Below are 14,059 nucleotides of genomic sequence, written 5' to 3'. Positions count from 1 at the left end.
TGATCAGTCGGGTGCTATCGTCGGCGGGTGTCGACGACCAGTGAGTTGATGTACTCCCCGTTCTCGCGAGCCGTGTTCGACGATCCGTACCCCGTGTACCGGCGACTGCGCGACGAGGCACCCGTCTACCGCGATCCGGAGGACCGGTGGTGGGTGCTGTCCCGCTTCGACGACGTCGCGGCGGCACTGCGCGACTCGTCGCTCTACTCCTCGAGTCGCGGCCCGGCTCCGGAGAACCCGGATCGCGACGGGAAGAAGTACTCCATAATCTCGATGGACTCACCGCGTCACGAGCACGTCCGCGGCGCACTGAAGCGGTCGTTCACCCCTGCGGCGGTCGCCGCCATGGAGGATGCGCTGCGGACGATCGTCCACGGACACCTCGACAAGCTCCGCCCCGGGATGACGATCGACGCGATGGAGGCGTTCGCGTTCCCCATCCCCACCGACGTCATCGGTGAACTGCTCGGGGTGCCGGCGAGTGATCGCGAACAGCTGCGGGTCTGGTGGGAGGCGTTCCTCGCGCGCGAGGAGGGGTCGGTCGCCATGCCGCAGGCAGCGATCGACGCCAGCCGCGAGATCAGTTCCTACATCGGCGGCCTGATCGAGGAGCGCCGCCGCGACCCCGGCGACGACCTGATCAGTCGCGTGTTGGGGGCGACGTTCGAGGATCCCGACTCCGGCGAACGCTCGTTGACACCGCACGAGGTGCTGATGTTCTGCAATCTGTTGTCGGCCGCCGGGTCCGAGACGACCCAGAAGCTCATCTCCAACGGTCTCGTCGCCCTGCACGACCACCCCGACCAGTGGCAGGCCATCGTCGACGACCGCGATCTGATCCCCGCGGCGGTGAACGAGGCCCTGCGCTTCGACACCCCCAGCCACTGGGTCGCCCGTACGCTCACCGCACCCGTCGAGATGCACGGGGTGCAGATGGAGGCCGGCGATTGGGTGCTGCTGCTCCTGGGCAGCGCCAACCGTGACGAGCGCCGCTACAGCGATCCCGACCGCTTCGTCGTCGACCGCGGGAAGGGCGGCATCGACGTCTACTTCGGCTGGGGCATCCACGTGTGCCTCGGTCAGTGGCTCGCGCGGCGTGAGGCGCAGCTGGTGTTCGAGTACTTCGCGGAGCACTTCCCCCGCTACACCGTCGGGCGTCACGAACGGGTCCTCACCGCGACGGTCCGTGGCTACACGACCGTCGAGATGACCCTGCGCTGATCGGGTCGCAGTCCCGAGGTCGTGCCCCGGGGCCGCGGTCCGCCGGTCAGGCGATCGCGCCCTTGTCCTTCAGATCGGAGATGCGGTCCCAGTCCCCACCGATCTCCAGGATCAGCTCCTCGGTGTTCGCCGAGAACTCCGGCATCGGGGCCAGTGTCAGGGGCTCCTCGTCGAAGAGCACCGGACTCGCGACGAGGTCGTACCGGTCGTCCCCGTCACCGACGGCCACGATGTTGCCGTTGGCACGTGCCTGCGGATCGGCTGCGACCTCCGCGGTGTTCTGCACGACAGCCCACTGTCCGGAGAACCCCTCGAGCACCGATCGCCAGTGGTCCAGCGTCTCCGACGCGAGTCGCGTGCGGATGGCCTCGGTCGCCGCGGCCGCGTTGCGGGTCAGCGACTCGTGGGACGAGAACCGTTCGTCGTCGGCCAGCTCGGCCAGGCCGATGCGCCGGCAGAAATCGCCGAAGAACCGGAAGCCCTGCAGCATCGAGACGCCGAGGTATCGACTATCACCCGTCTTGTAGAAGCCGACGAGCGGGTTGTTCGGGGCGACGTTCGCCCCGGCGGTGTTCGTGATCCACGGTTCGCCGGTGGCCAGCGCGGCGTTCACGGCCACGCCGGACGCCCAGATCCCCACGCCGAGAAGCGATATGTCGACGACGCGTGCCACGCCGGTGCGCTCGCGCTCGAACAGCGCAGCGGCGATCCCACCCGCGATGGTCATGCCGCCGAGGGAGTCCCCGTAGGCGGGTCCCGGTTGTGGCACGACCCCGTCGAGGTCCGACGGGGTGGATCCGACGGCCCCGCCGGCGCGGCTCCAGAACCCGGTCATGTCGTAGCCACCGGTCCGCGCGTCCGCGCCGAGCGCGCCGTAGGCGCTGCCCCGCGCGTAGATGATGTCGGGGTTGACGGCCCGGAGGTCGTCGACGTCGATGCCGAGCTTGGCCCGGGCGTCGGGCAGGAAGTTGGTCAGGAAGACGTCGCTGGTGCGCGCGATGTCGAGCAGCAGTTCCCGGCCCGCGGGGTTCGCCATGTCCAGTGCGACCGAACGCTTCCCACGGTTCGCGTGCTCCATCACCGGGTTCCGGTTGCCCTCGATCGTGATGTGCCCGAGTTGGCGCAGGCCGCGCTGTGCGTCTCCGGTGCGCGGGTGCTCGATCTTGACCACGTCGGCCCCCCAGTCGGCCAGCACTGCGCCCGCGGACGGGACGAAGGTCCACTGCGCGACCTCGAGGACGCGTACCCCGGTCATCGGCTGGTTCATGGTTCTCCTCGCGTGTCGCGGTGGCCGGCTGCACCGCCGGATCCGACCTTCCTGGCCACTGAACAGTAGAACACATCGTGTTCGTCTGACGACGTATCGTCCATCGGCGCGACCGCCTAACCGCTGATGCGTGCGCCGCTGTTGTATCCCCAGATGGCCATCGTGAGAAGCAGATTGACGATGATCATCAGCGTGATCGCCGCCCGCATCGCGCGGCCCGCCGCGACACCGACGCCTTCGGGACCACCCGAGGCGTAGTAGCCGAAGTAGCACTGCACGGCGGTGGTCAGCATCACGAACACGATGGCCTTGACCAGCGAGAAACCGATGTCGGACCCGGTCAACACGAGGTGGAAGTAGTGGTCGTAGGTTCCCGGTGACTTGCTGCCCGCCACCGTCATCGCCAGTTGGACCGCGACGAAGTTGGCCACCAGGCACACCAGGTACAGGGGGATGATCGCGACGACCGATGCGAGCATGCGGGTGGTGACGAGGTAGGGCACCGACCGGATGGCCAGCGACTCCATGGCGTCGATCTCCTCGGCGACCCGCATCGACCCCAGCTCCGCGGTGAACCGGCATCCTGCCTGCGCAGCGAACGCCAGCGACGCCATGATGGGCGCCAGCTCACGGGTGGAGACCGTCGCGGAGATGAGCCCGGTCAACGGACTCAGCCCCAGGAGCTTCAGGGCGCTGTACCCCTCGATGCCCACCAGCGCACCGGCACTCGCCCCGAGGACCACGATGATCCCGGCGGTGCCACCACCGACGATGAGCGAACCGTTGCCCCAGGACACCGCCGAGATCAGCCGGAGGAGTTCCTTGCGGTAGTGCCGCAGGACGGTGGGGATCCCCGCGATCGCGGTCGCGATGAAGACGGCCGCGTGGCCGAGCCGCATGACCTGGAACCGCGGTTTCTGGCTGAGGATGACGAGCGGCCGGACGCCGGTCGGGTAGTAACGAGATGCCATGTCAGAGAGTCGCCCTGGGGAAGAGGATGGTGTACAGCTCGGTGAACGCGACGTTGACGATCATGAGCAGCACGATGGAGGCGACGACCGTCGCGTTGACCGAGTTCGCCACGCCGGCGGGACCGCCCTTGGTGCTCAGTCCTTTCTGACACGCCACGATGGTGACGATCATCCCGAAGACGACCGCCTTCACCACAGCGAGCCACATGTCCGACACCGTCGCGAACGACGAGAAGGTCTGCACGAAACTGCCCGGTGTGCCGTCCTGCACGTAGACGTTGAACATGTAGCTCGCGAAGAAGCCGACGAACGCGGACAGCCCGGTCAGCCCGACCGCCACGACGACGCCGGCCGCGACGCGGGGGACGACCTCCCGCCGCAGCGGGTTGAGCCCCATCACCTCCAGCGCGTCGATCTCGTCGCGGATCGTGCGCGATCCGAGGTCGGCGCAGATGGCCGATCCCACCGCGGTGGCGAGCAGCATCGCCGTCACGACGGGCGCCGCCTGCCGGATGACGGCGAGTCCGCTGGCCGCGCCCGCCAGCGACGTGGCACCCACCTGACCGGCCACGAGGCCGAACTGGATGGACAACGTCGCGCTGATCGGCAGCGCGACCGCGAGGGTGGGCAGCCACGAGGTCTTCACCATGAACGCGGCCTGGCGGACGAACTCCCAGAACCGGAACTGTCCGGTGGCGATGTCCGCGACGAGCCAGTAGACGGCCCGCACGCCCATGACGAACTGCGCGCCCACGGTGTCGAGCGACGCGACCGGGTGCTTGCGGACGTAGTCACGGGTCCTCTGCCCGAATCCGGTTGTCATGAGCTCACTTCAGATCGACCTGGGAGGCGAGCCAGCGACCGTCGACGCGGTTCATCGTCATCGTGATCCGACTGCGGTCGACCCGGGGATCGGGGCTCTGGTTGTTCGTGACGCTCTGGTCGACGAAGAGCAGGACGACGACCCGGTCACGCGAGGCCGACTGCACCCCGCTGTCGATCACCTGGCCCTTGCTGGTCGCCTTGTTCTGCACCAGGAGGGTCTTGAGCTGATCGCTCGACTTGGCGTACATGTCCTTGAAGCTCCCCGTCGCGCCGTCGAGGACCTGTTGGAAGTTCTGGTCGATGGTGGCGGAGTCGATGCTGGTGAGCGTGACGGCGTAGGTCCGCGCGGTGTCCTCGGCGGCCTTCGCCGCGTCGGCGACCTGCTCGCGATCCTGCAGTGAGGTGCCCCAGATCCCGGCGAGCACCCCACCGATCACGGCCGCCACCAGCAGGATCCCGATCACGGCGCGTGCCAGCAGTCGTCGACGGCGCGAGACGGTGACCGTTCGGGCCGCGGGATCGTGCTCCGCCGCCGTCGTCGCGTTCTCGTTCGTGCCGTCGTCGGGACCGGTCTCGGTGTCCGCCGAGGAGGGTTCCGTCACCGTCGCGGGTTCGTCGGTGGTCGTCGTGTCGGCCTTCGCGGCGGAGATCGTCGCCGACGAGCTCGTCATGGACTCCTGCGCCGCATCAGCAGCCGCTGGTGTCGCCACCCCGTTTTCGGGTTCGGCGGGTTCGGGCTCTGTGTGGGCTGGGCCGTCGACGTCGCGGAAGGCGTCGATGTCGTGCGCGTCGTCGTATTCCGCGTCGGTGAGGGCACCGCTCAACGCGTCGACGTCGAGGTCCTCGTCGGACGGGTCGTCGGGCCGTGGTGTCGTGGCCATGGTCATCCTCCCGGGACGGGGACGGGTTGGCGCGCGCCGCCGGGGATCAAGGGCAGCGAGTACCGCCCCCGGGGCGTGGGACTGGTGACCGCGTTCAGGTCGTCGGGGGGCGCATCGGTCACACCCGGCGGCAGGGGCGCATTCGCCGCGCCGCGCACGATCTGTGCCGAATCCTCCGGCGTACACGTCGGGTACAGGTACGGCTCCGGGAACGAGGCACCCGACACCGGTAGGCGGGGTTGGACGTAGTCGCAGATCTTGCGCGGGTAGATGTTGACCACCGCCCAGATCGCACCGTCGTGGACGACCGATCCCACCGCACGTGCCGCCGAGCCTGTACGACCCGAGGGCGAGAACAACGACCGGATCGCCGGCTCGCGCAGCTGCATCACCTGCACGGTCGACACGAGGTTGCCCAGCAGGCTGACCATCGTCGGCGAGTTGTCGGAGATGATCTGGTCGAGCTGACGGAACGTCGCCGGGGTGATCGTGACCAGGCGACCGAACCCGTCCTGCATCTTCTGCACTCCCGTGAGGGTCCGGTCGAGACCGGCTGCCGTGTCGCGCAATCCGGGCCCCAGCTCGCTCACGGTGTTCGCGACGACCGCTGTGTTCCGGATCAGCGACGAGGTCTGCGGAAGCACCGAGGAGAGGGTCGAGATGAGGAACGCGCCGCCGTCGATGATGTCGGCGAGCTTGTCGGGCGCGGTGGGTCCGGCGCCGAGTTCACGGACGATCGAGCCGAGTTGCTCGGGATTCAGTTGCGCGAGCGTGCCGTCGGCGTTGGTGAGTGTGTCCGCGAGCGACACCGGTGAGGAGGTGCGTCCCACCCCGACCACCGACCCGTTGCGGAGGAACGGGCCGGTGGACGTGGTGGGCACGAAGTCGAGATACTGCTCACCGGCGGCCGACAGCGCGGCGACACGCGCCGGACTGCTCGCCGGGATGCGGACACCACTGTCGATCTCGGCGACGGCGACCACCGTCCGGTCGACGAGATCGACCGATCGAACCGTGCCCACCCGGACGCCGCGCAGCGACACATCCCGCCCAGGGAGCAGTCCGCCGGACTTCGCCAGGTCCACCCGCACGGTGTACGTCGACTGGAACGGGTCGACCCGCAGCGAGCCGAACACCAGGTATCCCCCGGCGAGGACCGTGGTGACCACGAGGGCCACGACCGACAGGACGCGACGCTGATCGGAGATCCATCGGAACGAGGCGTTCATCGGCCCGGTCCGATCACCTTGTCGCGCAGCCGTTGCAGCGTGTAGGTCAGCGATCCCACGAGGTTCGCGACGTCTCGGCCGTCGGGGACCCGGGACTCCGGGTTGGCCGGGTACGGACCGACGGGCACCGGGCCGAGCGAGAAGCCCGCGACGTCGACGTCCGCCGCCGCACCGACGCCGGCGAGCATGCGCCCGGCGAGGATCGAGAACAGTTTGTTGGAGTTGTTGAGGTCGACACCGGGCTGGGTCGCCGCGGCGTTCAGGCCCGCCGCGAGGTTGTTGATGTCGCGCGCCATGCTCCCCTGCGCCCCCTCACGCATCACCGGGAAGCGTTGCAGCTTCGCCGATATGCTGCCCAACCGGTCCGCGATGTCGACGATGCCGTCCGTCGTGCCGCCGAGGGTGGACAGTGCGGGTGACGCGGCGCTCAGCGCGTCGTCGACGGTGCGCTGTTGCCGCGCAACCGTGGAGGACAGTTGATCGGTGCTCGTGATGGCCGCCTGGATGGAGTTCGTCCGGGCCGCGAGGTCGTCGACCAGTCGTGTGCTCTGGGCGATCAGGTCGCCGAGGGCGTCGCCGCGGCCGCCGATCCGACGTCCCAGACCGTTCAGGGTGCGTGCGAGGTCACGGATGGCGCCACCGTTCACCAGCAACGCCGACCGGCTGAGCACGTCCTCGATGGTCGCCGCCGACGACGTCTGCCGGATGACGGACCCCGGTGCGAGCGCCGGACCGCTCGACGCACCCGCCGGCTCCTCCAGCGCGACGAACACGTCGCCGAGCGGAGTGGCCGACCGGAGGTTGGCCACCGTGCCCCGCGGGATCTGCACCCCGTCGCGGATCTTCATGTCCACCACCGCCGAATACGACGACGCACGCATCGACTCCACCTCACCGACGTCGACGCCGTCGAGGCGCACCTTGGCCTTCGTCGGGAGGTTCAGTGCGTTCGCGAACTGCGCCGACAGCCGGTAGCCCGAGGTCGTCTGTCCCGGCGCCGGCAGCGGCAGGTTGTCGAGCCCGGCTGAGCAGCCGGCCGTCAGCACCGCGATCACCGCGGCGGCGATCACCAGGTGGAGGGTGCGTGCACGTGATCTCATCGCTTCAGTCCCGCCAGACCCGCGAGCATCGCGGTGACGCCGAAGTCCGGACCCATGTCCGAGGCCTTCCCGGTGTTGCATCCCAGGTTCTTGAGGTTCAGCACGTTGCAGATGTACTTGAGGGTCTGCCCGTCGAGCAGGAGGCGATCGAGGTTGACGTGTGCTCGACCGGCTCGCAGGGTCGGGTCGACGATCGCGAAGGCGTTGTCCGCCGCGAGCGGGAACTGATCGAAGAACGACGCGATGTTCTGCCTGTTGTCGGCGACGCTCTTCAATGCCACGTCGGCTCCGCCCAGGGTCTGCGAGATCTTTCCGCGGTACTTGTCCATCAGGTCGGTCGTGGCGGCGAGGATCTGCACGAGTTTCGACCCCGTCGTGCCGGTACCGAGCTCCTGGTCGTCGAGCAGCTGCGTCAGAGTCGAGATGCCCGAACCGAACTGGCGGATGGACGCGTCGTTCTGCGCGGCGGCGGTCGTCAGGGAGTCGAGGTTCTTCACGATCGTGGTGATGGCATCGCGTGTGGCGGCGCCTCCCCCGTCCCCCATCTTCAGAGCCTTCGACAGCTCGTCGAGCGCGCCACGCAACTCGACGCCGTTGCCCGCGGTCGCCGCGGCGCCTGTGGCGATGATGTTCGCCAACGGTCCCTTGCCCTCCCCGTCGCCGTTGAGGGACGCGGTCAAGCGGTTGGCCATCGTCAGCAGCGCGTCGAACTGCACGGGTGTCTTCGTCCGCTCCAGCCCGATCACCGCACCGCCGCGCATGGTCGGCCCGCCACGGTAGGGCGGTGTGAACTCGATGTGGCGTTCGGTCATCACCGAGTCCGACACGACGACGGCGGAGGCGTCGGCGGGGATCTTCACATCGGACTTCACCGACATGACGACTTCTGCGTATTCGGGTGTGTGTCGGATGCTGCTGATGGAACCCACGTGGATGCCCAGGATGTCGACGGGGTTGCCCGTGTAGAGGCCGGCCGCGGTGTCGAACCGCGCGGTGATGGTCCGGTCGTCGGAACCGACCGTCGCAGGCCCGATGACGAGTGCGGCTCCGACGATCACGACGATGGCCATGACCGCCCTCACGACCACGGTGCGGCGATTCACTTGCAGTCCTGGGAGTAGGGCGGGAGGGCGACCTGCCGCAGGTTCGTCGCGATCGCGCACATGAAGGAGTCGACGAATCCACCCTGATCGAGGTTGACGTCCGCCTCCGGACCCGACCCCAGGAGATTGTTGAGCGACCGCCAGGGGACCGGGAGGACCTGTAAGAGGTTGCGCAGCAGTGCGTCGTTGCGCTTGAGCATGCCGGTCATGTCGGCGAGATTGTCCAGCAGGGAACGGATCGCGGGCTGGTCGTCGACGGCGATCGGCTTCAGTTCCTGGATGACCGACGTGGCCGAGTCCAGGAGCCGTTGGATCGACGCCCGCCGGGTCTGCACCTCCTGCAACACCGACGCCCCGTCGAGGACCAGCTGGCCCAGGTTCTCCTGCTGCCGGCGGACCACCGTCGTCAGTCTGCTCGTGCTCTGCAGCAGCGAGCCGATCTGGTCGCGTCGGTCCGCGATCACCCCGGACAGGACGCGGACGTTCTGCAGTGCGGCCGGGATCAGTTGCGGCACACCGTCGAGTTGCCCGGACGTCTCGTTCAACGCCGACGCCAGTCGGTCGGCGTCGACCTGCTGGAACGTGGTCGTCGCGTCCTGGAGGGCGGTCTGCAGGTTGTAGGGCACGCTGGTCTGCGCCAGCGGGATCCGACCGCCGGGCAGGTCACCGCCGCCGGCCGGGTTCAGTTCGAGGTACCGGTTGCCCAGCAGCGTCGTCAGCTTGATGGCCGCGGTGGTCTGCGAACCCAGTCGGACCGACGAGTCCAGCGAGAGCGAGACGCTGACGTGGTCGCCCGCCAGGTCGACAGAGCGCACGGTTCCCACCGGGACCCCCGCGACGGTGACCTGATCACCCGACTCCAGTTGCGCGGCCTGCGCGAAGTCGGCGTTCACCTCGCGCTGGCCGAAGTCCGTCGAGTTCACCACGAGCACGACGGCGAGGACGAGCGCGAGGACGCCCAGCGCGACGGCACCCACCGCGGCACGGTTGTAGGAGTCGAGCGGCCGCAGGCGCGGGCGACGTGGTCGGGGCATGGTCATGGGCGGCACCGGACCGTGTGCTTCGTCCCGCCCGGCGTCACGGCGTTCACGATGTCCGGGATGAGCGGGGCCAGACCCGGGATCGCGGTGAACCGGATGTTGCAGACATAGCCCTCCAGGTAGGGACCCGTCTGGGTCAGACGAGAGATGCCCTTGAGCAGATAGGGAAGGTTGAACCCGAGATATTCGTACTTCCCGCTGTTCTGGACGAAGTGTTCGGCGAATCCCGGCTTGCGGTCGAGGAACTCGTTGATGTCGGGCCGGTCGGCCTCGACGATCTCCGAGGCGCGGGCGACCGTGCGGCTGATGACGTCGACGTCGTCGAACAGGCTCTCGCGGCGTGCCTGGAGTCCGGAGAAGACCTTGCGCGTCTGCTCGATGACGGTGTTCAGGTTGTTCGTCTGCTTCGCCAGGCCGTCGGTGATCGTGCTGAGGTTCGTGATGACGGCCCCGAGCACCTGATCGGGCCCGGTGAAGGACTCGGCGAGCTGCGTCGTCTGCGCCACGAGATTGGCGACCGACCCCGCGTCGCCCTGCAGCGCCTTCACCAACGCATCGCTGATGTTGTCGATGGCGCCGGGGTCGAGCGTGCCGAACAACGGCTCGAAGCCACGGAGCAGCCGACTGATGTCGAAGGACGGTTCGGTCCTGGTCTCCGGGATGACGGCGCCCGGTCGCAACGGGACGTGGGGGCCCGGCGCGCCGAGGGACAACCCGAGATATCGCTGACCGATGAGGTTCTGGTACGTGACCGACACCTTGGTGTCGCCGTACATCGTCTGGTCGGTCCGGACCGCGAAGGACACCTGCGCGGTGGTGCCGTCGAGCCGGATCGAGTCGACCCGGCCGACGCGCACACCGGCCATGCGGACGTCGTCGCCGACGGCCAGGCCGGACACGTCGCTGAAGCGGGCCGAGTACGTGTGCGTCGACCCGTTCACACCGCGCTGCAGTGTCGACGCGACGGTCCAGGTCAGCACGGCCGAGACGACGACGAACACGACGAGGACGATCAGGGGACCCCGCCGGCTCACGGTGCCTTCTCCCCGGGGAGCGGCACGGCGTCGACGGTCGTGCCCCGCGCGATCTGGCCGAACAGGAGCGTCGAGGCGGCGTTCGGCGGGACGCCGAGGATCTGACCGATGAGCGCCTGCTCCTGCGCGCTCCCCGTCGATCCGATGTCGGGCGTACCGAGGCCGTCCGGGATCTGGAAGGCACGGGGGTCGATCGGCGACGCCGCCGTCTGCGGCGGCGCGGTGACCGGTGCCGTCGAACAGCTCTTGCCCGCCAGGTCGCCGTAGCGCGGACACTCCGCCCGGGTGTACTGCCGGTTCGGCGTGAACTGCACGATGGCCTTGGCGGTGAACATCTGGCGCACCGGATCCCACACGCTGAGGAACTGACGGCTGAGATAGTCCACCGACGCCGCGATCTGGGGGAACTTCGCCGCCCCGTCACCGAGCGCGCTGACCACCGGGCCGGCTTTGGACGTGGTCGCCAGGATCTTCTCGAGATTGCGCCCGAGCCCGATGTCGACCCGGCCGAGGGTCGAGGTGCCCGTGCCGAGGAGGGACTCGAGCCCGGCACGCTGTCGGGCGAGGGTGAGCATCGGCCCGATGGCGCTGTTGAGCGCGTCGAGACCGTCGGGGACCGAGGCGTTCACCTCGCGGAGCGCGGTCGTCACGGACTCCACGGTCGACGGACCGGACCGGTCGGAGACGATGCCGTTCATCGTCGCGACGATCTGACGCAGTTGCGATCCCGCCTGGTCGATCTCGGCGCCGCGATCGGCCGTCGCCTCCGACAGCACACTGAGGACACCGACGGCGTCGTCGCCGGATCCACGTCCGACCGCCGACACGATCTGGTTGATCCTGTCGAGCGCTGACTGCAGACGGATGGTGGACTCGCTGGTGTCCTGGACGATCTCGGCGCCGCTGAACAGCGGGCGGGCGGGCCCGTTGTCGACGAGTTCCACCGACGGCACGCCGAACACGTTGCTGGGGACGATGCGTGCGGTCACCGTCGCGGGTACCGACCTCGCATACGTGGGATCGAGATCGATGTCGACGACATCGGTGCCACCGCGCGGACCGGACGTCACACCGGACACCGACCCGACGAGAACTCCCTGGTACTTCACGTCGGCCTTCGCCGGGAGCCCGTCGCCGAGGTTCGTCATCATCGCCCGGACGGGCACATCACTGCGGAGCGTGCCCTCCGACAGGGAGATCAGACCGGCGACCGCGAGGGCGACGACGGCCAACAGACCGACACCGGACAGCAGGAGAACCCGAGCCGACGCGCCTCGACCGCTGGGGTCGAGGATCGCCCCGGTCATCGTGCACCCCGCGATTCAGCGGGGCAGGGCGAGAGCTGCCGTGGCGATGACGTCGCGCTGGATCTCACTGGTCCCACCCCCGATCCGGTGCAGGAGAGACAGGAGGAGACCGTCGCTGAAGTGCCCGTGGAGCAGTGCGTCGGGATCGTCGGGCATGAGTTGGCCTGCGGGTCCGAGGATCTGGGCGCCGAGCGCCCGCAACTCGGCGGTGAACTCGGCGTGGTACAGCTTCGACAGCGACGGCAGGGCCGCGTCGAGGGTGCCCTGTGCCTGGTTCTGCGCGACCCGATAGGACAGCGCGCGGCCCACCTCGGTCTTCTCCGCCGCGCGGGCCAGCGCAGCCCGGTTCATGGGATCGGCCAGTGGGTCGTTCGGCCGGCCCCGACGGGCTCGGCACCACTCGACGAGTTCGTCGAGAAAGCGTTGCGCCTGCGCTGCGCGGGTGACGTTGGACCGTTCGGCGTCCAACAGCGATTTCGCCACCCGCCACCCGTCACCCTCGGCTCCCACGAGATGCGTGGCCGGGACGCGGACCTCGTCGAAGAACTCCTCGGCGAAGGTGGCGTACCCCGTCATCGACCGGATCGGTCGCCGCGTGATGCCGGGGGTCTCGAGATCGACGAGGAAGAACGAGATCCCCTCCCGGCGGGACTTCCCCACCGGCGATGTGCGGGCGAGGACGAAGATCCAGTCGGCGAGGACGCCGTTGCTGGTCCACGTCTTCTGCCCCTGCAGGACGTAGTGGTCGCCGTCGCGCCGGGCCGTCATCTTGAGCGAGGCGAGGTCGGATCCGGCCTCCGGTTCGGAGTACCCCTGCGCCCACATCCGTTCGCTGCGGGCGATCAGCGGGAGATGCTCCTCCTTCTGCTCGGGCGTCCCGTACCGGAAGAGCACGGGCGCAAGCATGTTCACGCCGTTCGTGTTGACCAGCGGCGCGCCCGCGTAGGCCAACTCCTCGCGGATGACGACCTGCTCGACGACGCCGCGGCCGCCACCCCCGTACTCCGCCGGCCACTGTGGGACGAACCAGCCCTGCTCGTGCAGCCGACGGCAGAACTCCACGGCACGCTCGTGGGCATCGCGCGGGAGATAATCGGGATTTGCTGCGGTGGCGCGGAACTCGTCCGGCAGCCACTCCTCGAGCCATTCCCGGACGCTGTGTCGCAGCGACCGAGTCGCGGCGTCGTCGCCGAATCGGACGATGGGGGTCAGGCCGGACACTCAGGCACGCTCGGACGGCTTCGACGACTTGCTCATGAGATCGGCGAGGAACTGCTGGAACTCCTTCGAGCCGGTGACCATGGCCTGGAGGTCGTTCGTCGACTGCTGGTGGACGCGGAAACCCATGCCCTCCCAGGCGCGGATGATCCCGGACTTGGTCGCCTGCAACGTGATCAACGGCGCCTTGGCGATCTTGGCCGCCAGCTCCTCGACGGTCGCCTCGAGTTCGTCGGCCGGCACGACGCGGTTGACGAGACCGAACTCCAGCGCTTCCTGCGCGCTCAGCTTCTGCGCCGTGTAGAGGTACTCGGCGGCCCGCTTGTAGTTCATGAACACCCAGGGTTCGAACGCCGTCTCCGCACCGGGCAGGCCGAAGCCGGGCACCAGCGGCATCTGGAACCACGCATCCTCGGAGCAGACGGTGATCTCGGGCAGCAGCGCCCAGGTGGTGCCGCCACCGATCGCGTATCCGTGCACCTGCGCGATGACCGGCTTGGGGAACTCCCAGAGCTTCAGCACCGGCCACAGGAACAGTTGCGCGGCCGACCGCCACACCTTCCCCGCCGCCTCCATCTCAGCCGCGAACTCCGGGTAGGCGCCCGTCGGGACGTGCCCCGAACAGAACCCCTTCCCGTTGCCCTTGATGATGACGACCTTGATCTCGTAGTCGTACTGGGCGTCGTCGAGGCACTTGTTGACGTTGTGCACCATCTCTGATGTCTGCGCGTTCGCCGCGTCGGGGTTGTTGAGGATGATGCGCGCGATGTGACCGTCCTTCTCGTAGATCACATGCTCGAACGTCTGCGTGGGCACTGTCGGCGGTCTCCTCAGGGCGTTGTCCCGAACGGGTCGATTGCACA

13 protein-coding genes are annotated in these 14,059 nt (G+C 68.5%); 1 reads left to right on the top strand and 12 read right to left on the bottom strand.

Features of this window, described 5'->3' with window-relative positions; translation table 11 throughout:
* The first annotated feature begins 27 nt into the window (after positions 1 to 27).
* On the top strand, positions 28 to 1,221 hold the full coding sequence (locus Q1A98_RS21260) for a cytochrome P450 (protein WP_299577233.1): 1,194 nt from the start codon (positions 28 to 30) through the stop codon (positions 1,219 to 1,221).
* Positions 1,222 to 1,267: 46 nt separating this feature from the next.
* Here the strand turns inward: Q1A98_RS21260 and Q1A98_RS21255 are convergent, their stop codons facing one another.
* The 12 genes from Q1A98_RS21255 to Q1A98_RS21200 form a co-directional block, all read right to left on the bottom strand.
* On the bottom strand, positions 1,268 to 2,488 hold the full coding sequence (locus Q1A98_RS21255; protein ID WP_299577231.1) for a CoA transferase: 1,221 nt from the start codon (positions 2,486 to 2,488) through the stop codon (positions 1,268 to 1,270).
* Between the two features lie 116 nt (positions 2,489 to 2,604).
* Entirely contained in the window at positions 2,605 to 3,459 is an 855-nt protein-coding gene (locus Q1A98_RS21250; protein ID WP_299577229.1) for an ABC transporter permease, read from the bottom strand.
* A gap of 1 nt (position 3,460) precedes the next feature.
* A complete protein-coding gene (locus Q1A98_RS21245; protein ID WP_299577227.1) occupies positions 3,461 to 4,282 on the bottom strand; it encodes an ABC transporter permease in 822 nt (273 codons plus the stop codon).
* 4 nt (positions 4,283 to 4,286) lie between these two features.
* Positions 4,287 to 5,165, bottom strand: coding sequence for a hypothetical protein (locus Q1A98_RS21240; protein ID WP_366943490.1), 879 nt, complete (start codon positions 5,163 to 5,165; stop codon positions 4,287 to 4,289).
* Positions 5,166 to 5,167: 2 nt separating this feature from the next.
* Positions 5,168 to 6,394, bottom strand: a complete 1,227-nt coding sequence (locus tag Q1A98_RS21235) for an MlaD family protein (RefSeq protein ID WP_299577225.1) — start codon at positions 6,392 to 6,394, stop codon at positions 5,168 to 5,170.
* Positions 6,391 to 7,494 (bottom strand): MlaD family protein, encoded by a 1,104-nt coding sequence (locus tag Q1A98_RS21230; protein ID WP_299577223.1) that lies wholly within the window; start codon positions 7,492 to 7,494, stop codon positions 6,391 to 6,393. Before Q1A98_RS21230 ends, Q1A98_RS21235 begins: the two co-directional genes overlap by 4 nt.
* Positions 7,491 to 8,597 carry an MlaD family protein gene (locus Q1A98_RS21225; RefSeq protein WP_299577221.1) on the bottom strand — a complete coding sequence of 369 codons (1,107 nt, stop codon included), beginning with the start codon at positions 8,595 to 8,597 and terminating at the stop codon, positions 7,491 to 7,493. The genes Q1A98_RS21230 and Q1A98_RS21225 overlap by 4 nt, the downstream gene beginning before the upstream one ends.
* Entirely contained in the window at positions 8,594 to 9,637 is a 1,044-nt protein-coding gene (locus tag Q1A98_RS21220; protein WP_299577219.1) for an MCE family protein, read from the bottom strand. Before Q1A98_RS21220 ends, Q1A98_RS21225 begins: the two co-directional genes overlap by 4 nt.
* Complete coding sequence (locus Q1A98_RS21215; RefSeq protein WP_299577217.1) at positions 9,634 to 10,671, bottom strand: MCE family protein; 1,038 nt, start codon at positions 10,669 to 10,671, stop codon at positions 9,634 to 9,636. Before Q1A98_RS21215 ends, Q1A98_RS21220 begins: the two co-directional genes overlap by 4 nt.
* Positions 10,668 to 11,978, bottom strand: coding sequence for an MlaD family protein (locus tag Q1A98_RS21210; RefSeq protein WP_299577215.1), 1,311 nt, complete (start codon positions 11,976 to 11,978; stop codon positions 10,668 to 10,670). The genes Q1A98_RS21215 and Q1A98_RS21210 overlap by 4 nt, the downstream gene beginning before the upstream one ends.
* A gap of 15 nt (positions 11,979 to 11,993) precedes the next feature.
* Positions 11,994 to 13,199 (bottom strand): acyl-CoA dehydrogenase family protein, encoded by a 1,206-nt coding sequence (locus Q1A98_RS21205; protein ID WP_299577213.1) that lies wholly within the window; start codon positions 13,197 to 13,199, stop codon positions 11,994 to 11,996.
* The gene (locus Q1A98_RS21200; protein ID WP_299577211.1) at positions 13,200 to 14,012 is read right to left on the bottom strand and encodes an enoyl-CoA hydratase-related protein; all 813 of its coding nucleotides are present in this window, start codon (positions 14,010 to 14,012) and stop codon (positions 13,200 to 13,202) included.
* Positions 14,013 to 14,059 lie beyond the last annotated feature (47 nt).

This window comes from uncultured Williamsia sp. (genome assembly GCF_947494875.1).
In the GTDB taxonomy this organism is placed as follows: domain Bacteria; phylum Actinomycetota; class Actinomycetes; order Mycobacteriales; family Mycobacteriaceae; genus Williamsia_A.
The sequence above is the reverse complement of the archived record's forward strand: the minus strand, read 5'-3'. Positions and strand labels throughout refer to the sequence as shown.